Origin of the sequence: Amycolatopsis coloradensis (assembly GCF_001953865.1) — a bacterium.
Classification (GTDB): domain Bacteria; phylum Actinomycetota; class Actinomycetes; order Mycobacteriales; family Pseudonocardiaceae; genus Amycolatopsis; species Amycolatopsis coloradensis.
Genome location: NZ_MQUQ01000010.1, coordinates 253408 through 270428, shown reverse-complemented (window position 1 = coordinate 270428; position 17021 = coordinate 253408). Strand labels below are relative to the sequence as shown.

At 69.3% G+C, this 17021-nt stretch carries 22 protein-coding genes and 1 pseudogene; 11 read left to right on the top strand and 12 right to left on the bottom strand.

What is annotated here, in order from left to right; translation table 11 throughout:
* A complete protein-coding gene (locus BS329_RS19610; protein WP_076162665.1) occupies nucleotides 1-906 on the bottom strand; it encodes an MBL fold metallo-hydrolase in 906 nt (301 codons plus the stop codon).
* Nucleotides 907-1008: 102 nt separating this feature from the next.
* Here BS329_RS19610 and BS329_RS19605 point away from each other — a divergent pair, with 102 nt between their 5' ends.
* Nucleotides 1009-1977 (top strand): helix-turn-helix domain-containing protein, encoded by a 969-nt coding sequence (locus BS329_RS19605; protein ID WP_076162664.1) that lies wholly within the window; start codon nucleotides 1009-1011, stop codon nucleotides 1975-1977.
* Here BS329_RS19605 and BS329_RS44655 read toward each other — a convergent pair.
* Nucleotides 1933-2223 (bottom strand): annotated as a pseudogene (locus BS329_RS44655) (VOC family protein); the annotation flags it as partial. The gene BS329_RS19605 and the pseudogene BS329_RS44655 sit on opposite strands and share 45 nt — an antisense overlap.
* 57 nt (nucleotides 2224-2280) lie before the next feature.
* On the opposite strand from BS329_RS44655, the gene BS329_RS19595 reads away from it, so the two are divergent.
* A complete protein-coding gene (locus BS329_RS19595; protein ID WP_076162662.1) occupies nucleotides 2281-2736 on the top strand; it encodes a MarR family winged helix-turn-helix transcriptional regulator in 456 nt (151 codons plus the stop codon).
* Nucleotides 2737-2805: 69 nt separating this feature from the next.
* Here BS329_RS19595 and BS329_RS19590 read toward each other — a convergent pair whose 3' ends face one another.
* Entirely contained in the window at nucleotides 2806-3240 is a 435-nt protein-coding gene (locus tag BS329_RS19590) for a hypothetical protein (RefSeq protein ID WP_076162661.1), read from the bottom strand.
* Nucleotides 3241-3369: 129 nt separating this feature from the next.
* Between BS329_RS19590 and BS329_RS19585 the strand changes: the two genes are divergently transcribed.
* Genes BS329_RS19585 through BS329_RS19575 form a run of 3 tightly spaced genes read left to right on the top strand, consistent with a single transcriptional unit; the run spans nucleotide 3370 to nucleotide 4844 of the window.
* On the top strand, nucleotides 3370-3831 hold the full coding sequence (locus BS329_RS19585) for a nuclear transport factor 2 family protein (protein ID WP_244197224.1): 462 nt from the start codon (nucleotides 3370-3372) through the stop codon (nucleotides 3829-3831).
* Nucleotides 3809-4465 carry a transcriptional repressor LexA gene (gene lexA, locus BS329_RS19580; protein ID WP_076162660.1) on the top strand — a complete coding sequence of 219 codons (657 nt, stop codon included), beginning with the start codon at nucleotides 3809-3811 and terminating at the stop codon, nucleotides 4463-4465. The genes BS329_RS19585 and lexA overlap by 23 nt, the downstream gene beginning before the upstream one ends.
* A 37-nt stretch (nucleotides 4466-4502) precedes the next feature.
* Nucleotides 4503-4844: a VOC family protein gene (locus BS329_RS19575; protein ID WP_076162659.1), complete on the top strand. Its 342-nt coding sequence runs from the start codon at nucleotides 4503-4505 to the stop codon at nucleotides 4842-4844.
* 2 nt (nucleotides 4845-4846) lie between these two features.
* On the opposite strand, the gene BS329_RS19570 is transcribed toward BS329_RS19575, so the two are convergent.
* Nucleotides 4847-5194, bottom strand: a complete 348-nt coding sequence (locus tag BS329_RS19570) for a DoxX family protein (protein WP_076162658.1) — start codon at nucleotides 5192-5194, stop codon at nucleotides 4847-4849.
* 153 nt (nucleotides 5195-5347) lie between these two features.
* On the opposite strand from BS329_RS19570, the gene BS329_RS19565 reads away from it, so the two are divergent.
* The 4 genes from BS329_RS19565 to BS329_RS19550 are packed head-to-tail and all read left to right on the top strand — an operon-like array spanning nucleotide 5348 to nucleotide 8666.
* Entirely contained in the window at nucleotides 5348-5956 is a 609-nt protein-coding gene (locus tag BS329_RS19565) for a TetR/AcrR family transcriptional regulator (RefSeq protein ID WP_076162657.1), read from the top strand.
* 3 nt (nucleotides 5957-5959) lie between these two features.
* Nucleotides 5960-6616: an enoyl-CoA hydratase-related protein gene (locus BS329_RS19560; RefSeq protein ID WP_076162656.1), complete on the top strand. Its 657-nt coding sequence runs from the start codon at nucleotides 5960-5962 to the stop codon at nucleotides 6614-6616.
* 17 nt (nucleotides 6617-6633) lie between these two features.
* A complete protein-coding gene (locus BS329_RS19555; RefSeq protein ID WP_076162655.1) occupies nucleotides 6634-7662 on the top strand; it encodes a sigma-70 family RNA polymerase sigma factor in 1029 nt (342 codons plus the stop codon).
* A gap of 35 nt (nucleotides 7663-7697) precedes the next feature.
* Nucleotides 7698-8666: a DMT family transporter gene (locus BS329_RS19550; protein WP_208619234.1), complete on the top strand. Its 969-nt coding sequence runs from the start codon at nucleotides 7698-7700 to the stop codon at nucleotides 8664-8666.
* Here the strand turns inward: BS329_RS19550 and BS329_RS19545 are convergent.
* From BS329_RS19545 to BS329_RS19525, 4 genes are all read right to left on the bottom strand, one after another.
* Nucleotides 8617-9603 carry an acyl-CoA desaturase gene (locus BS329_RS19545; protein WP_208619233.1) on the bottom strand — a complete coding sequence of 329 codons (987 nt, stop codon included), beginning with the start codon at nucleotides 9601-9603 and terminating at the stop codon, nucleotides 8617-8619. The genes BS329_RS19550 and BS329_RS19545 overlap by 50 nt on opposite strands.
* A 437-nt stretch (nucleotides 9604-10040) precedes the next feature.
* Nucleotides 10041-10904 carry a nitroreductase/quinone reductase family protein gene (locus tag BS329_RS19540; RefSeq protein ID WP_076162653.1) on the bottom strand — a complete coding sequence of 288 codons (864 nt, stop codon included), beginning with the start codon at nucleotides 10902-10904 and terminating at the stop codon, nucleotides 10041-10043.
* Nucleotides 10905-11394: 490 nt separating this feature from the next.
* Nucleotides 11395-11823, bottom strand: a complete 429-nt coding sequence (locus BS329_RS19530) for an acyl-CoA thioesterase (RefSeq protein WP_076162652.1) — start codon at nucleotides 11821-11823, stop codon at nucleotides 11395-11397.
* 28 nt (nucleotides 11824-11851) lie between these two features.
* Nucleotides 11852-12628 (bottom strand): helix-turn-helix domain-containing protein, encoded by a 777-nt coding sequence (locus BS329_RS19525; RefSeq protein WP_076162651.1) that lies wholly within the window; start codon nucleotides 12626-12628, stop codon nucleotides 11852-11854.
* Between the two features lie 66 nt (nucleotides 12629-12694).
* Here BS329_RS19525 and BS329_RS44650 point away from each other — a divergent pair, with 66 nt between their 5' ends.
* Both BS329_RS44650 and BS329_RS44645 read left to right on the top strand, forming a co-directional pair.
* Nucleotides 12695-13150, top strand: coding sequence for a hypothetical protein (locus BS329_RS44650; protein ID WP_244197223.1), 456 nt, complete (start codon nucleotides 12695-12697; stop codon nucleotides 13148-13150).
* Nucleotides 13093-13413: a hypothetical protein gene (locus tag BS329_RS44645; RefSeq protein WP_244197222.1), complete on the top strand. Its 321-nt coding sequence runs from the start codon at nucleotides 13093-13095 to the stop codon at nucleotides 13411-13413. The genes BS329_RS44650 and BS329_RS44645 overlap by 58 nt, the downstream gene beginning before the upstream one ends.
* 128 nt (nucleotides 13414-13541) lie before the next feature.
* Here BS329_RS44645 and BS329_RS19515 read toward each other — a convergent pair whose 3' ends face one another.
* From BS329_RS19515 to BS329_RS19500, 4 genes are all read right to left on the bottom strand, one after another.
* Nucleotides 13542-13916 (bottom strand): DUF427 domain-containing protein, encoded by a 375-nt coding sequence (locus BS329_RS19515; protein WP_076162650.1) that lies wholly within the window; start codon nucleotides 13914-13916, stop codon nucleotides 13542-13544.
* Nucleotides 13917-14074: 158 nt separating this feature from the next.
* A complete protein-coding gene (locus BS329_RS19510) occupies nucleotides 14075-15244 on the bottom strand; it encodes a class I SAM-dependent methyltransferase (protein ID WP_076162649.1) in 1170 nt (389 codons plus the stop codon).
* Between the two features lies 1 nt (nucleotide 15245).
* Nucleotides 15246-16208: a class I SAM-dependent methyltransferase gene (locus tag BS329_RS19505; RefSeq protein ID WP_076162648.1), complete on the bottom strand. Its 963-nt coding sequence runs from the start codon at nucleotides 16206-16208 to the stop codon at nucleotides 15246-15248.
* A 4-nt stretch (nucleotides 16209-16212) separates the two neighbouring features.
* Complete coding sequence (locus BS329_RS19500; RefSeq protein ID WP_076162647.1) at nucleotides 16213-16992, bottom strand: enoyl-CoA hydratase/isomerase family protein; 780 nt, start codon at nucleotides 16990-16992, stop codon at nucleotides 16213-16215.
* Nucleotides 16993-17021 lie beyond the last annotated feature (29 nt).

The following is a 17021-nucleotide window of genomic DNA, read 5'->3' as shown; positions in this document are numbered from 1 at the left end:
TCAGGACAGGCGGGAGAAGCCTGCCCACTCCTTGATCGCGAACTTCGGGCCCCTGCGTTCGACCCGCACGGCGCCCTGGGCCCCGAAGTGCGCCGGGAAGACGAGCGCGTTGTGGTCGGCGGCGCGGCCGAGCACCTGCTGCCGGGTCGCCCTGGATTCGGCCGGGTCCTCGCAGAAGGCGGAGTTGGTGTCCGGCTCCACGATCTGCAGCGCGGAGTGCGCGAGGTCGCCGACGAACACCGCGTGCTCGCCACCCGATTCCAGGGTGAGCACGGACGAGCCGGGGGTGTGGCCGGCGGCGAGGTCGAGCCGCAGGTTCCGGTCGATCCGGTGCGTGCCGTCCCACAGCCGGGCCAGGCCCGCCTCGCGGACCGGCGCGACGCTGTCTTCGAAAACGTTCTGGTTGCCCCGGCCCAGCACGGACTTGTGCTCGTTGGCCGGATCCCAGAACTCGAAGTCCCGCTTCGGCATCAGGTAGGTGGCGTTGGGGAAGGTCGGCACCCAGTGGCGGCCGTCGAGCCGGGTGTTCCAGCCGACGTGGTCGATGTGCAGGTGGGTGTTGACCACGACGTCGACGTCTTCGGGCCGCACACCGGCGGCCGCGAGGTTGTCGAGGTAAGGGGTGTCGAGACGGTTCCACACCGCCGCGTACGGCCGGTCCTTGTGGTTGCCGACGCCGGTGTCGACGAGGATCGTGCGTCCTTCGCTGCGCAGGAGCCAGGACTGGATCGCCGAGTGGCACTCGTCCGTCTCGGGATTCCAGAAGTCGGGCGCCAGCCAGCCGCGGTGCTCGTCCCACGAGCCTTCGGGGCTTTCCGGCAGGAACTCGGCCGGTGTCATCTCGACCGAACCGTAGAACTCTTTGACACGGGTGACCGTGACGTCGCCGATGGTGATCTCATCCATGTGACCGAGCCTGGCGACGCGGGCGAGCGGGGACCACGCCCCGGTTGTCCTACCACTGGCGGGGTGTGGCTGAGGCGGGCAGCGGCGGCGGATACTCGGATCATGGACGGACCTGGACCGCTCGGCGACTTCCTTCGGGCGCGGCGGGCGCGGTTGCGACCGGAGGACGTCGGCCTGCGCGACTTCGGGCCGCGCCGCCGGGTCGCCGGGTTGCGGCGCGAGGAACTCGCCCAGCTCGCGGGCGTCAGCGTCTCGTACTACACGCGGCTGGAGCAGGGCATGTCCCGCGGCGCCTCGGCCGAAGTGCTCGACGCCATCGCCCGCGCGCTGCTGCTCGACGATCACGAACGCGACCACCTCGGCCGCCTCGCCGGCATCGCCCGCCACAAGCCACGGGCACGCCGCCCTCGCCCGGAGAAGCTCCACGACGAGACGCGGGATCTCCTGCGCGCCGTCGAGGCCCCCGCGCTGGTGCTCGGCCGCCGCTCGGACGTCCTGGCGTGGAACAGCCTCGGACACGCCCTGCTGGCCGGTCATCTGGACTTCCACGCCCCGGAGGATCCGGCGCGACGGCCGAACATCGGCCGGATGCTGTTCCTAGACCCGCACAACCGCGAGCTCTACGTGGACTGGAAGCGGAAGATCCGCGCGGTGGTCGGGAATCTGCGGATCACCGTCGGCAGGCATCCCGACGATCCGCTGCTCGCGGAGCTGATCGGCGAGCTGACGATGAAAAGCCCGGAGTTCGTCGCGCTCTGGGGCGACCACCGCGTGCAGCCCTGCGACGCCGCGGCCTACGAGTTGCACCATCCCGTCGTCGGCACGGTGACGGTGACCCAGCAGACCCTGTCGATCGCCCGCTCACCGGATCAGCTGCTGATCGTGTGCACGACGACGGCCGGCTCCACCGACGCGCGGGCCCTCGAGTTGCTCCGGCAGGCGGGTTCAGGCCTTGTCGTGCACGGTGATCGTGTAGCCGTCCGGGTCGGAGAGGGCGAACGTGCGGCCGAACGGCCCGTCGAACGGTTCCGTGACGATGGGGACGTCCGCCGCGACCAGCCGGTCGTGTAGCGCCTGCGCGTCGTCGGCGTGCAGCCACAGCGCCACGCCTGCCCCCGGCTGCGGGGAGATGGCGTCCAGGTCCATCCCCGGCACGGGTTCCCGCACCGCGAACGGGATCGTCGCGGTGCCGAAGACCACCGCGTGGGGCGGGGCGACGGGCAGCCTGCGCAGCCCGAGGTGGGTCTCGTAGAACCCGGCCGCGCGATCGAGGTCGCGGACTTGCAGCGAGAAGAAGTCGGGTCCGGTCACGGTCATTTCGTCCTCCATGAATGTCAGTGTGTTGACATCGACAAGGTATGTCATGATGCTGACATGAGTCAAGGCGAGACGGTCGGCCCGCTGGACCTGGCGGTGGGGTACATGCTCAAACGTGCGGCGACGGCGCTTCGCGCGGCCATGGAGACTGCCTTGCGTCCCCTCGAACTCACCGTGCCGCAGTACTCCTGCCTCGAAGTGCTTTCGCAACGGCCGGGACTGTCCAACGCGGAACTCGCGCGAGCCGTGTTCGTCACGCGGCAGTCGATGAACCTGGTGCTGCGCGGATTGCAGGACCGCGGACTGGTCACCCGCCCGGCGACCGCGCCACAGGGCCGCGCCCTGCCCAGCACGCTCACCCCCGCAGGCCGCGCCCAGCTCCGCACCGCCAGCGGTCTCGTGCGCGCGGTCGAGAAGCGCATGCTCGAACCTTTCACCTCGGCCCAGCAGGACCGGCTACTGGCCGACCTCGTCGCCTGCGCCGACGCCCTCACACCCCCCGACGACGCGTGATCGCCGTCCCATCACGCGTGATCGCCGTCCAAGCACGCGTGATCGCCATTCAGGCACAGGCCGGACGGCTCAGGACCTCGTGCTCACCAGCGTCTCCGGCTTGAACGCGTACACGGCGTCGTCCTGGACGAGCACGTGCCACTCCCCGCAGACCTTGTCGGTCCGGCCTTCCTGACCCCGCGGCCACCACTGGGCGACGAGCGTGGCCGCCCGCGTCGCGGCAGGACCCGGCACGCATTCGGCGGGCAGTGTCCCGCCGGTGAACCGCAAGAGCCGCTCCGAACCCGTGGTCCGGATGACCTCCGTGATCGACACGGCCCGGTCCGGCACCCAGTCCGGCACCCGCGCGTCCTTGTCCCGCTTGCCTTCCACGCCGGTCGAGTAGCCGACCGTCTTGACGTGACCGTTCGCCCGTTCGGTCAGTCCCTCTTTGAGACCGCATCCGGTCAGGGCGAAGGTGGCCGTCGCCGCGGTCAGCGCCGCGGCCGTGATCTTCCTGTTCATACGATCGAGTCAACCTCGCGAAAGCCTCCGGGGGATCGGACTTTCGGTCCGGCCGGGGCGGCCATCCGGCCGATCTTCACGACGGATAACCGCCAGCGCCCGTACTCGTCACGCACAAGAGTGATCACCATGACCCGGTCACCAGCTGCCCTGTCCGTCCTCGAAGGCATGTACGCGGCGGAAGCCGACTACTTCGCCGCGGGCGGGCCCGGCAAGTCGTCCTTCGCGCCGCTCGCGCCGTTCTTCTCCCCCGATGTGGTGCTGCACCAGGCGAAAGGTCTGCCGTACGGCGGAATCTGGCGCGGCCACGAGGGCATGGAGCGGTTCTTCCTCGCCATGAGCGGCACTTGGGACGTCTTCGACATGGTGGAGCAGAGCTTCCTGAGCGAGACCAGCCCGCTGGTCGTCCTGACCCACGTGCACGTCCGGGCCAGGGCCACCGGCCGCGAGCTGGACTTCCCGATCCTGCAGACGATCACCGTCGAGGACGGGCGCATCACCGAGGTGCGGCCGTTCTACTGGGACACCGCGGCGATCGCGGCGGCCTGCACGAACTACCATTCCGCGGATGACCGCCTACCACGATCTTGACGTGTTCGAGGAAGCCGCTTCCCTGCCGGAGCGGCAGCAGAAGATCCTGCTGACCATCCGCGAATGGGTGGTGGAGCACGGGTACTCGCCGAGCACGCGTGAGATCGGCGAAGCGGTCGGGCTGCGGTCGACGTCCTCGGTGTCGAAACATCTCGCCGCCTTGGAGGAGAAGGGTTTCCTCCGTCGCAGCAGCTCGATTTCCCGCCCGATAGACGTCCGCGCGTTCCTGCACGGCACCACGTCGCGAAAATCCACAGAGGACTCCGTGCCGGTCCCCGTCGTCGGTGACATCGCCGCGGGAACGCCGATCTCGGCCGTCGAGCACGTCGACGACGTGATGACCCTTCCGCGGGAACTTACCGGGCGGGGCAACGTCTTCGGGCTGCGCGTGCGCGGCGACTCGATGATCGACGCGGCGATCTGCGACGGCGACATCGTCGTGGTGAAGCAGCAGCAGGAGGCGCACTCCGGCCAGATCGTCGCCGCGATGATCGACGAGGAGGCCACCGTCAAGGTGTACCGCCGCCGCGACGGCCACGTGTACCTCGAACCGCGCAACCCCGCCTACGACGTCATCGACGGGGACCGCGCGGCCGTGCTGGGCGTCGTGGTTTCGGTGCTGCGCAGCGTCTGAGGAGTTTCTGTCGGTGGGCCGGGGTACCTTCCGGCCCATGTACGAAATCGACTTCGTCGAGTTCCCGTCGAGTTCGGCCGCGGGCTCCAGCGGCTTCTTCGAGAAGGCCTTCGGCTGGACAGCGACGGCCTACGGCCCCACATACGCCGACGTCCGGAGTGGCGGGGTGGTCTCGTTGGGTTTCCAGGAGGACACCCCGCGGCAGACCGCCGCGCCGCTGGTGACGATCCGCACCGACGACCTCGCGCGGGCGAGGGGTTCCGTCGAGGCCGCGGGCGGAGTCGTCACGGTCGAGCCGTTCTCGTTCCCCGGCGGGCGCCGGTTCCACTTCCGCGAGCCCGGCGGCGCCGAACTCGCGGTGTGGTCCCCGGACGCCTGACATCAGGCGGCGAATCCGAGCACCAGGGAGGCGGCGACAGGCGCCAGGTACATCAGCGGGAACGCGACGTGTGACGGCCAGTGCGCGCGGAGCACGGTGATCACGGCGCCGGCGAAGTAGAGCACCAAGCCGATTCCGGCCGCGACGCCGATCGCGGGCAGCCACAGGCCCGCGATCAGGCCGAGCGCGCCCGCGGCCTTGGCGACGCCGAGCCAGTTCCACCACGCGTGGGGGACGCCGTAGTCGGCCAGCGGCTGCACGACCCACTTGGCGCGGAAGAAGATCGAGGCGGCCGAGAAAGCGGCCATGAACGCTCCGACGCTGGTGACGATGACGTAAGCAGTGGACATTTCGGTTTCTCCCTAAGGTTCGCGCTGGTTCTGCTTCTCGGTGGTTCGCGGGGTTGACCCCGGCCACCGAACCGATGTGACAGCGCGGCGCGTGAAGCCCGTCACAACCAGCGTCGGCAAGTTTTAGAGCAAGCGCTCTGTTATTCTCGCCGCATGGCCCGCCCCCGCGTGCACGACCTGGATCGGCTGCTCGACGCGGCCGAACGCCTCGTCGCCGACGTGGGGCCGCGCGGCGTCACCGTCCGGTCCCTCGCGGCCGCCGCGGAAGTCCCCAACGGCACGATCTATCACGCCTTCGGCTCGCTCGGCGCGTTACTGGCCCGCGTCTGGCTCCGCGCGGCGAGCGACTTCCTCGACCTCCAGACCGAGCTGGCCGACCAGGAGGTGGACCCGGTCGCGGCGACCATCGCCGCGGCCGACGCGCCCGCCGCCTTCGCCGCCCGAAGGCCGGAGGCGGCCCGGCTGCTCATCACCGTCAAGAAGGAGCACCTGCTCGGCCCGCGGGTCCCCGAAGACCTCGCCGGCGCTGTCGTGGCGCTCGACAAACGACTGGTCACGCTTCTGGTCAGGCTCGCCGGCCGCCTTTGGGGCAGGCGGGACGCCCGGGCCGTCGAAATACTCACGACCTGTGTGGTCGATCTGCCGACCGCCTTGTTCCTTCGACCGTTCACCGAGGGCGGGCCGATCTCCGAAGACACACGTGGCAGGCTCTCCGCCGCGGTCCGCGCCGTTCTCCTGCTCCCACCCCCACGAAAGGACTGACAAATGCCGACTCTGCGCTACGACGCCCCGGTGTTCCTGCTGGACCTCGGCGACGACGAGAACCGCTTCTCGCCGTCCTGGCTGCGAACCGTCCATTCCCTGCTGGACACCGTCGTCGCGCATCCGGATCCCGCGGTGCTGGTCACCGTCGGCTCCGGGAAGTTCTATTCGAACGGCCTCGACCTCGATTGGCTCACCAGCAACGCCGCCCAGGCCGCGGAGTACGTCGGTGACGTCCACGAACTGCTGGCCCGTGTGCTCACCCTCGGCGTGCACACGGTCGCCGCGATCAACGGGCACGCCTTCGGTGCCGGGGCGATGTTCGCGATGGCGCACGACTTCCGGGTGATGCGCGCCGACCGCGGGTACTTCTGCTTCCCCGAGGCGGACATCAACATCCCCTTCACGCGGGGGATGGCGGGGCTGATCCAGGGCAAGATCACCCCCGCGGCCGCCATCGCGTCGATGACCACGGGACGCCGGTTCGGCGGCACGGACGCGCGGGATCTGGGTCTCGTGGACGCCGTCGCCGAGAAACCCGCGCTGATCGAGTACGCCGCCGACCTCGTCCGCCCGCTGGCCGGGAAGGACCGCGGCACGCTTTCCGCGATCAAGATGACGATGTTCACCCCCGCCGTCACGGCACTTCGCGGCGACTGAGTGCACAATCATCGATTGTGAGCGAAGATATACTGCGCGCCGACGACCCGGACGTCGCCGAAGCCCGTAACGGGGACGACGCGGCGTTCAACCGCCTGGTGGAGCCGTTGCGCCGCGAGTTGCACGCCCACTGTTACCGCATGCTCGGCTCGACCCACGACGCCGACGACGCCTTGCAGGACGCGCTCCTGCGGGTCTGGCGGGGGCTGGAGCGGTTCGAGGGGCGCAGCTCGATGCGCACCTGGCTCTACACCGTCGCCACCCGCACCTGCCTCGACACCGCCGCCGCGCGCGGCAAGCGGGCCCTGCCGATGGACCTCGGCCCGTCGAGCGAGCGGGCCGTGCTCGAACACGCCCCGGTGACCGAGGTCGCGTGGCTCGGCCCGTATCCCGACGGGAGCCTCGGCCGGGGCCCGGCGGGGCCCGACACCCGGTACGAGCAGCGTGAGGCCGTCGAGCTGGCGTTCGTCGCGGCGTTGCAGCACCTGCCGGGCAATCAGCGGGCGGCGCTGCTGCTCTTTGACGTCCTCGGCTTCTCCGCCGCCGAGATCGCGTCCACCATGGACACTTCGGTCGCGGCGGTGAACAGCGCGCTGCAACGCGCGCGGGCGATCGTGGCCGAGAAGGTCCCGTCGCCGAGCCAGCAGCGGACACTGCGGAAACTCGAAGACGCGCGGGTCCGCGAGATCGCCGCGGACTTCGCCTCCGCCTTGGACCGGGGCGACGCGGACGCGCTCGTGGCGTTGCTGACCGAGGACGTCACCTGGTCCATGCCGCCGCTCGCCCACTGGTACCGCGGCATCGAGGCCGTCTCCGACTTCGCCGTCGAGGTCCCGATCAGCCGGTGCCCCAGCTGGCGCAACGAGATCATCACCGCCAACGGCCAGCCCGCCGTCGCCTGCTACGTCGGTGAATCGGCCGACGTCGAGCACCACGCGTGGTCGCTCAACGTGCTGTCCCTCCGTGACGAGCGGATCTCCGCGATCACCTCGTTCCTCGATCCGGCCCTGTTCGCGCGCTTCGGCCTCCCCCCGACGAAACCCTGACCAGACTCGCCTTCTTCTTGGCATGATCCTCGTACGTGAGTATCGATGAGCGCGCCGGAATAAGCAGGCGGAGACGCACGATGGGGGCCGGGGCGGCGGTGGCGACAGGGGCCGGGCTCGCCCTCCAGTCACGGTTGACCGGTGAACTGGGCACGCGCCTCGGCGACGGGGTGACGGCGTCGCTGATTTCGACGTCGATCGGAATGTTCTTGCTGCTGACCCTCGTGCCCGCGCTCCCGGCCGGAAGACGCGGGACACGGATGCTGTTCTCGGCTCTGCGGAACGGCGGCCTGCGGCCGTGGCACTGCGCCGGCGGGGTGTGCGGCGCGCTGTTCGTCGCGGGGCAAGGTATCAGCGTCGGCGCGCTCGGCGTCGCGGTGTTCACGGTGGCCGTCGTGGGCGGCACCGCCGTCGGCAGCCTCGCCGTCGACCACCGGGGGCTCGGGCCGGCCGGGCACCAGCCGATCACCGCCGTCCGCGTCGGCTGCGCGATGGCCTGTGTCGCGGCCGTCGCCCTCGCGGGTTTCGACCGGATGAGCGGCGCGGTATCGCCGGTTCTGCTGCTCCTGCCGGTCTTGGCGGGCGCGGGGATCGCTCTCCAGTCGGCGGTCAACGGACGGGTGGCGGCCGCCACCGGCTCGCCGTGGCCCGCGACGCTGCTGAACTTCGTGGTCGCCGCGATCACCCTGAGCGTGGTGCTGCTGGTGGAACTGGCCTTGGGCGGTGGCCCGGCCGGGGCGCTCCCGGCCGAACCACGGCTCTACCTCGCCGGACTACTCGGCGTCGCCGCCATCACGGTGGCGACGCTGGTCGTCCGGTACCTCGGGGTGCTGGTGTTCGGGCTGGCCGGGGTCGCGGGTCAGCTGCTGGGCGCGGTGGTGATCGACCTGGTGGCGCCCGGTCCGCGTCCCACGGCGCTGACCTGGATCGGCGCCGCGCTCACCCTCGCCGCCGTCATGCTCGTCGCGCGCTCCGGTGCGGTGACAAGGAGTGGCCGGGGTTGAGCTTGCGGCCGAGGCGGTCGGCCTTCGGCCACCGGACGTCGGTCGCCCAGCGCGCCTTCTCGAACAGCCAGATCAGCCGCGCGGAGATGTCGAGCTGGCCACGGCGGACGCCGTGCCGGGCGCCGGTGGGGTCGGCGTGGTGGGAGTTGTGCCAGGATTCGCCCATCGAGGCGATGGCGAGCGGCCAGAAGTTCGCGGACTTGTCGCGGGCGGCGAACGGGCGGTCACCGATCAGGTGACAGAGCGAGTTCACCGACCACGTGACGTGGTGCAGCAGCGCGACGCGGACCAGGCTCGCCCAGAAGAACGCGGTCAGCGCTCCCCACCAGGACATCGTGATCAGGCCGCCGAGTACGGCGGGCGCGAGCAGCGTGACGACGGTGAGCACCGGGAACAGCTTGTCGATCCGGGCGATGTCGCGATCGGCGAGCAGGTCGGGCGCGAAACGCTGCGCGTTGGTCTTCTCGCGGTCGAACAGCCAGCCCATGTGGGCGTGCCAGAACCCGCGGGCCAGCGCGGCCGGGCCGGTGCCGAAGCGCCAAGGGGAGTGCGGGTCGCCTTCACGGTCGGAGAAGGCGTGGTGGCGCCGGTGGTCGGCCACCCAGCCGATGACCGGGCCCTGCATGGCCATGCTGCCGGTGACCGCGAGCGCGATCCGCAGGCCGCGATTGGCCTTGAAGGCGCCGTGGGTGAAGTAGCGGTGGAACCCGACGGTCACGCCGAGTCCGGTCAGGAAGTAGAACCCGGCGGCCAGGCCGAGGTCCACCCAGCCGAGTCCCCAACCCCAGGCGAAGGGGACGGAGGCGGCGAGTGCCAGCAGTGGCACCACCGCGAACAGTTTGACGAGAAAGTTTTCGGTGTTGGACTGCTCCCCGGACAACAGCGGCTGCGGCTGCTGCCGCTCTTCGCTGTCCGGGCGTCTTAGAACTGAAGTCATTTTGTTGTCTCTTGTCGATGGCCAGGGCATGTTTCACGCCACGGCGCACGAAAGGCGTCGCGACGAATTCTGCGCGAGCGTGCTTGGACAACACGACACCCAAAACGTTGATCTATCCCGTTCAACGAACGGCGTCGGCCGAAGGTTCCGGTGCGGGATAAGAGGGTTCGCGAAAAAGATCCATGTATCGCTCTCCTTGGGGAGTCGCGTGATCGTGCCGCTCGACCTGGGCGTCGAGCGGGTGGCTGAACAGCGCACTGTCCGTGCTGTGAGTTTTAACGGTAAGACCTTTCGAGGGGGACCGCTCGTTGGCGGTCTTCGGCGAGGCCGGGGGCGTTTTCCACCCGCCTCGCGCTGGAGCGGCGTTACGCCGAGAGGGCGTCGCCACTGCCAATGATACACGCCCCGGGGCCGAAACCCCAGGGCGCCGCCTCCACTCAGCCGAAATCCGGCGCCGGCGCCGTCACGTTGAGCGCCGTGACGACGGTTTCCTCCTCGTAGGCGAAATGTGCTTCAAGCCTGCTCGCGAGCGCTTCGAAGTCGTCACGCAACCGGACCGGATCACTCTCACCGTGGACGTACCCCTCGACGAGTTCGCGGATCCGCTTCTGCGACTCCGCGACGACGACGTGATCCTCCCCGAGCTTCGTCAAGGCCGGTGCGAGTGCGGGAAACCGTTGCGCCAGCATGGGAAACGCACCCCTGTCTTCGCCGGTATGATGTTTGGCCAGCGCCTCGCAGAACGAAACACAGTGCGCTCGCAGGGAATTCTCCATGACCAGCGAATCCGCGCGTTCGGCCACGAGGTCGTCGATCCCGACACGCAACGTCTTGAGTTCCTCGCGCAGCCACTCATGGACCTCCACCAGGAAGTCCCCCATCCCCCGCACCCGGTCGTCGATCCGGTGCAGGATCACCACGGGCAGCACCCGCGTCGTTTTCGCTTGGTACTCGGCGAATCCCGGTTCCTCGGCGACGATTTTCGCGAACAACACGTCACGTTCCGCCGACGGCGGAACGGCCGCGATCGCCTCGTAGCTCTCGGTCCCCGTCTCGATCGTGACCCGCTGATCGTGCCGGATGTTGTGATACCACCCCGGATGCGCGGGTGCGCCCATATTCGAAGCGACGACGACGGTCTTGCCGTCGATTTCGAGGTACCCCAACGGATTCGTGCGCCGTCTACCACTCTTGGCGCCGGTGGTGGTGAGCAGGACGAGTTCCCACCCCTCGAACATGCCGCCGAGTTTTCCCTTGGTCCGCCTGAATTCCTCGATCACCTGGTCGTTGAAGCCGGTCAACGCGATCCTTTCCCATCGATGTGTCGACAGGAGGGCGCGGAACAGCCACCGAAAAAGGCACGACAAGTCTGGAGACGCCCGTTTTCGGGCGCACCGCATGGAGGCGTCATCCCACGACGCGGGGATGACTGAATGCGAGAGACGGTGTGTGCCGATCTCTGGGGGCTGAGTAGCCGCTACCTCCATGCGTAGGCCCATACGGGGCTCGAGATCGACGCTAGCACAAGATCGGCTTGGTCGTGAATGGGTGTTTCGGGTGACTGTTCGGACGACACGCGTGATCAGACGGACAGCACGCGTGATCAGACGGACGACACGCGTGTGCGACCGCGCGACGCTTTCCGCGAGACGAAGTCCGCCGCCAGATCGAAAGGGGTGAAGCACTGCTGATCATCCGGCGCGACGACCCGATCGCGACCTGCGTGATCTCGAAGCGGAGCCGGAGCTTTGGGGCGAGGCCACGGAATTGTACCAGCGGAGGACCGGGTGATCACGAGGCCAGGCCGAGGATTTCCGGCCGCACGGCGTACTTTCGCCAGTGCCGCCCGGGGTCCGGGACCAGGCGCCGTCGTTCGAGATCCAGCAGTCCGGAAAGGCTCTCCACCTCGGCGGCCACTGCCCCGTCCGGTGTCACGAACTCCTGGACGACCCGTGACACTTTGCCCGGCTGCCAGATGAACCTGGTCAGGACGTCGATCCGCGCGCGGGCGCGAAGCTCACGGCGGAACCGGATCGTGGTTTCGAGGTTGACCGGGCCGAGGTTCCCGGCCTTGAGCGCCGTCGGATCCACTCCGGCCGCCCACACGCATTCCCAGCGCGCGTGATCGGCGTACGCGAGGTAGGCGGGGCCGCGGACGTGCCCGTTGAGGTCGAGATCGTCCGTGCGGATGTCGATGGTGACGCGGAAAGGTTCGACCATTTCCCGATCTTCGCCTCGGCGGGCCGTCTCAGTCTGGAACGTTTCGGCCAGCCCAGGACCGCACGAGCGCACCGGGCGAGGTGCCCGACAGCCGACGGCACTCCCGGCCGAGATGGGACTGATCCGCGTAGCCCGCATCGGCGGCGACATCGGCGAGCGACGCGTGGTCCCGCGCGACGGCCTCGACCCGCTTGAGGAACCGGTGGAACCGCAGCACCCGCTGTAGCTCCTTAGGGCCGACGCCGACGTCGTGCCGCACGTGCCGCCGAAGGCCGCGCTCGCTCACACCCAGCTCCGCCGCCACCCGGTCGGTGCGGGCGCTGGGCTCGCCCAACGCGCGGGCGGCCGCGACGGACAGCCCGTCCAACTCGACGTCCCGGAGCCTTTCGGCGACCAAGTCTTCCAGCACAGATCGCGCCTCGCGAGGCGTCACGCACGCGGCCAGCCGGGACTCCGCACCGAGGGCCCTCGCGGTCCACAGGTCGCGCAACGGTGTGGCGCCCGCGGCCAGCTCCGTCATCGGCAGGCCCAGGACCGCGCCGCCGGCACCGCAGCGCAGGCGGAGCCCGGCGGTCCAGTCCGCCGACGGCAGCTCGTGCCACAGCACCCCGCGCACCGTGGCGACCGCGGCGAGCACCCGCCCGTCCCAGACGAGGTCCACGCAGCCGTCCGGGAACACCCTCAGCGGACGGCTGCGCCCCACCAAACCCGTCCAAGCGCTCTCGACCACGCCTGCCACCGCCGCGGCAGGCGTGGTTTCGCGGTACACCGATCGGCCCGACCGGCGACGCAGCGGAACACCCACGCCCGGCAGTATGCCTCCACCCACCGACAAGATGCGAGCCCCTTGATCTCGCTGAAGACTGCCGGCGTGCTGCGGCCGATACTCGACCCGACCCCCGCCGAGTGGATCTCCTCCAGGCTCGGTGGGGGGTTCGGCGCGGCCTGCCGCACGGTCCCGCGCGGTTACGCCGCCTATGCCCGGCTCTGCCATCCCGCCGAACGCGACCGCGGCGGCTGGGCGAACTGGAGCGAAGCCGCGGCCGAGACGGGTCGGCGTGCCCACGGCGCCATGCAGTGGCACGCGCTCGTGGGCTCCCCGGATCCGGTGAACCTCACCGGCTCGCTCTGGCGGGGCTCCCCGCCAGGACGTGGCACCCTGCCGTCACACAGTCTCGCCGCCCTGCCGGCCGTCCTCGGCGACCATACGTCCACTTCGGCACCTGGTTCTGCCTTGGGGAAGGCTACGGCTGGGCCGACGAGACGACCTTGTCCCGCGAGCAGCTCGACGCGCCGCGCCTGCGGCATCCCGGCCGCGAGTACCTGATGTTCGCCGGGCCGCTGGCCTCGGCGAAGAAGCTCGGCTGGCGGCCGCGGCCCAACTGGTTCGAGGCGCAGTCGCCCAACCTGTTCTGGCCGGACGACCGCGCGTGGTGCGTGGCCACCGAGATCGACTTCGACTCGACCCTCGTCGCCGGTGAGGAGGCCTTGATCGACGCGCTCCTCAAGGCTCCCGGACCGGAGGTCTGGCGGATCGAGCCCGACACCTCACTGGCCGCCGACGGGGACCGGGTCGACCACGTTCCGTGACCGCGGAGGCCGCAACCCGGAAGAACCCCGGTGCCGCCCTTGCCCACTCCGCGATGCGATGAAGGACGCTTTCATGGCGAAATTTCGCCATGAAAGCGTCCTTCATCGCATCGTCGGGCAGGGCGGGGTCAGCGCTCTTCGATCGCGTCGACCTTCGCCGGGTAGAACGCCACGTGGTTCTTGATCTCGGCGACCGCGTCGTACGGCGCTTCGTAGGTCCACACGGCGTTCTCGGCGACGCCGTCGCCGGTGCGGATGCTGTAATAGGACGCATCACCCTTGAACGGGCAGTACGTCGAGTGTTCCGTCCGCTCCAGCACGTCGAAGTCGACGTCGGCACGGGGGATGTACTGCGCCGGCGGGTAGTCCGCCTCTTGCAGCGTGAGCGCGTTCGCGCTGTCCGCCACCACCTTGCCGCCGACCGTGACGACCACGCGCGCCTTGTTCGGCGCCACCGTGATCGGGTGGTTCGCGCTCGGCTTCAGCACCTTCTTGTCAGACATGGATCAGCTCCCTCGGGGGTTTCCGATACCAGGCACAGCGACGCCGTCCGCGTGGATATTCCGTCACGGCGGTACTTGTCCCGGATTCGGCGGCTCCCGGGAACTCAGCGTGACCGTCTTCGCCGAAGCCGATCACGATGGTCGCGCCGCCGTACTCCTCACGTCAGCTGGGCGCGACACAGGAACGCTACTCCAGAACGGCCGATTCGGGTCAGCACCAAAGTGGCTTCTTCGCTGCCACGAGGCTTTAACTTGCGCCGCAGGGCATCCGGATCTATGTCAAGTCCTCGGACGAGGATCTCCAGCCGGCCGACCTCGTGCTTTTTCAGCAGCACGCGCAGAGTCTTCTCGCTGTACGGTCCGTACTCGAACACCCGGAACGCCCGGATTCCCGGCGGTGGAACGGCGCCGGTCAGATACGCGATGCGTTCGTCGAGCTGCCACAAGCCATGTCGCGCCGCGTAATGCCGCACAAGTCCAGCCCGGACGACGGCGCCGTCGGGATCGACGATCCATTCACCCGGCTCACGGACGGGGATTTCGTCGGAGTCGTCGTCGGTGATCGTCCACTGTGTACCGTCCGAACGCAACACCGTCGCCCGCCGGGACACGGTGGATCCCGCGCCACGCCACAGGCATGCCTCGCGGACCTGACCGTCCAAAGAGACCAGTTCGACCTCGTCCGCCCAAGGCGCGATGGAGAAATCGAGACCCGGCGCGCATTTGACCGAAAGCTCCCGCCCCGCGTAAGCCTCGACGAGGCCGTCCAGCGGCGGGAGGAAATCGGCGGGTTTCCACGCCCGGCGACCGGCCGAGTCACGGCGAGCGGGATCGGCGACGACCACCGAGGAACGGCTGACCGGCCGCAACGCGTCCGCCCGCACCAGCACCGGCGCGACAGTGGCCTCAAGTGAGTTGTGCCGTGCCATCGCCAGCCGGACCTCGTCCAGATCGGACCCCATCGCCCGGCGCGCGACGCGGGCGATCTCGATCAGGTCCGCGCCGACGGAACAGGTCACGTCGTGGACGTCACGATCCGCCAGCCGCGAGGCCCGATGCCGGGCGACCGCGGTCGCGCTGGCCTGCTGGAGTGCGTCGCCGGTGAACAGCCACGACCCCGCGGAGTCCAGTTTGGCCGACGACTTCCGCCGCAGCACCACCGTTTCCAGTACCGCGGCCGCGTGGTCCGGGGCGATCCGGCGCACGGCGGCGACGTCGGCGATGCGGGTCTTGTCGGTCAGCGGCAGGGACGAGCATTCGGCGATCGCCGCGCTTCCCGCGCCGGAGCGCAGGAAGGCGACGTCGTCGAGGGTGAACTGATAGGGCAACCTACGATCGCTTGGTACCGGTGATCATCACGTTGTAGAACAGTTCGCGCGGCAGCACCTTGGCGAGCAGCTTCTTGTCCAAAGCGGACAGTCGCAGCCAAAGCCGGTACGCGAACAGACGCCAGCGCAGGGTCAGCTTCTCCTGCGGCACGGCGGCTTCGAAGGTCCGGATCGGCCAGCCCGCGAGCGCGGCGGCGAACTCCTCGGTGACCGCGCGGACGTCTTGCGCCCCGGCGCCCTTCGCCATCGACTCGAGGTCGGACGGGTCGAACGTGTGGATGTCGACCACGGCCTCCAGCGCGGCCGCACGGGAGGACTCGTCGAGTTCCTCCTGCGGGCGGCGCCAGCCGTTCAGCACCGGGAGTTTCGTCAGATTCGTGGTGAGATACCAGGTGATCTGGCCGAGTTTGCGCGCGTAGAAGTCGCCGACCTTCGTCGGCTCGCCCGCGAACACGAACCGGCCGCCCGGCTTCAGCACCCGAAGCACCTCGGCGAACGCCGCGCGGACGTCCGGGATGTGGTGCAGCACCGCGTGCCCGACGACGAGGTCGAAACTGTTGTCCTCGTAGGGGATCCGCTCCGCGTCGGCGACCCGGCCGTCGACGTCGAGGCCGAGGTTCTCGGCGTTGCGCAGCGCGACCTGGACCATGCCCGGTGAGAGGTCGGTGACCGACCCCTTCTTGATCACGCCGCCCTGCATCAGGTTCAGCAGGAAGAAACCGGTACCACTGCCCAGTTCCATCGCGGTCGGGTACGGCTGACCGTCCTCACCGGCGACGGCGTTGAACACGTCGGTCGCGTAGGAGATGCAGCGCTCGTCGTAGGAAATGGACCACTTCTCGTCGTAGGTCCCGGCTTCCCAGTCGTGGTAGAGCAGGTTGGCGAGCTTGGGGTCGTCAAAGGCGGCCTTGACCTCTTCGGCGGTGGCGTGCGGATTCGGCGCCGGGTCGTTCACCTGGGTCACTTCGCTACTTCCCCTCGAAGGTGGCCTTGCCAGGGCCGTTCTCGATGAACGACTTCATGCCGTTGCGCTGGTCTTCGGTCGCCCACAGCGCGGCGAAGAGGTGGGATTCGAGCTTGAGGGCGTTCGCGAGGTCGGTGTCGAGACCGCCGTCGATCGCGGCCTTCGCGGCGCGCAGCGCCACGGCCGGACCGTTCGCGAACTGTGATGCCCACTTGTGCGCGGCGGCGTAGACGTCGTCCGGCGCGACGACCTCGTCGAGGATGCCCAGGGACAGGGCCTCTTCAGCCTTCACGAACCGGCCGGTGAACACGAGGTCCTTCGTCTTGCTCGGGCCGATGAGCCGCGCGAGGCGCTGCGTGCCACCGGCACCGGGGATGACGCCGAGCTGGATCTCCGGCTGGCCGACCTTGACGTTGTCGCCGGCGATCCGGCGGTCCGCGGTCAGGGCGAGTTCGAGGCCGCCGCCCAGCGCGTAGCCGGTGATGGCCGCGACGACCGGCTTCGGGATGTTCGCGATGGTCGTCAGCGACGCCGTCAGCGCCGCGCCGAACTTCGCGATCTCCGGGTAGGTGCGCTCGGCCATCTCCTTGATGTCCGCGCCGCCCGCGAAGGTCTTCTCACCGCCGTAGAGGATCACGGCGCGCACGTCGTCGCGCTCGGAGGCCTCACGGGCCGCCTCGGCGAGCTCGGCCTGCACCTGGTTGTTCAGCGCGTTGACCGGCGGGCGGTCCAGCCGGATCGTGCCGACCCCGCCTTCGACCTCCAGGCTTACGAACTCTCCCACGCCGTCCTCCTTAACAGTCCAAGACAGAG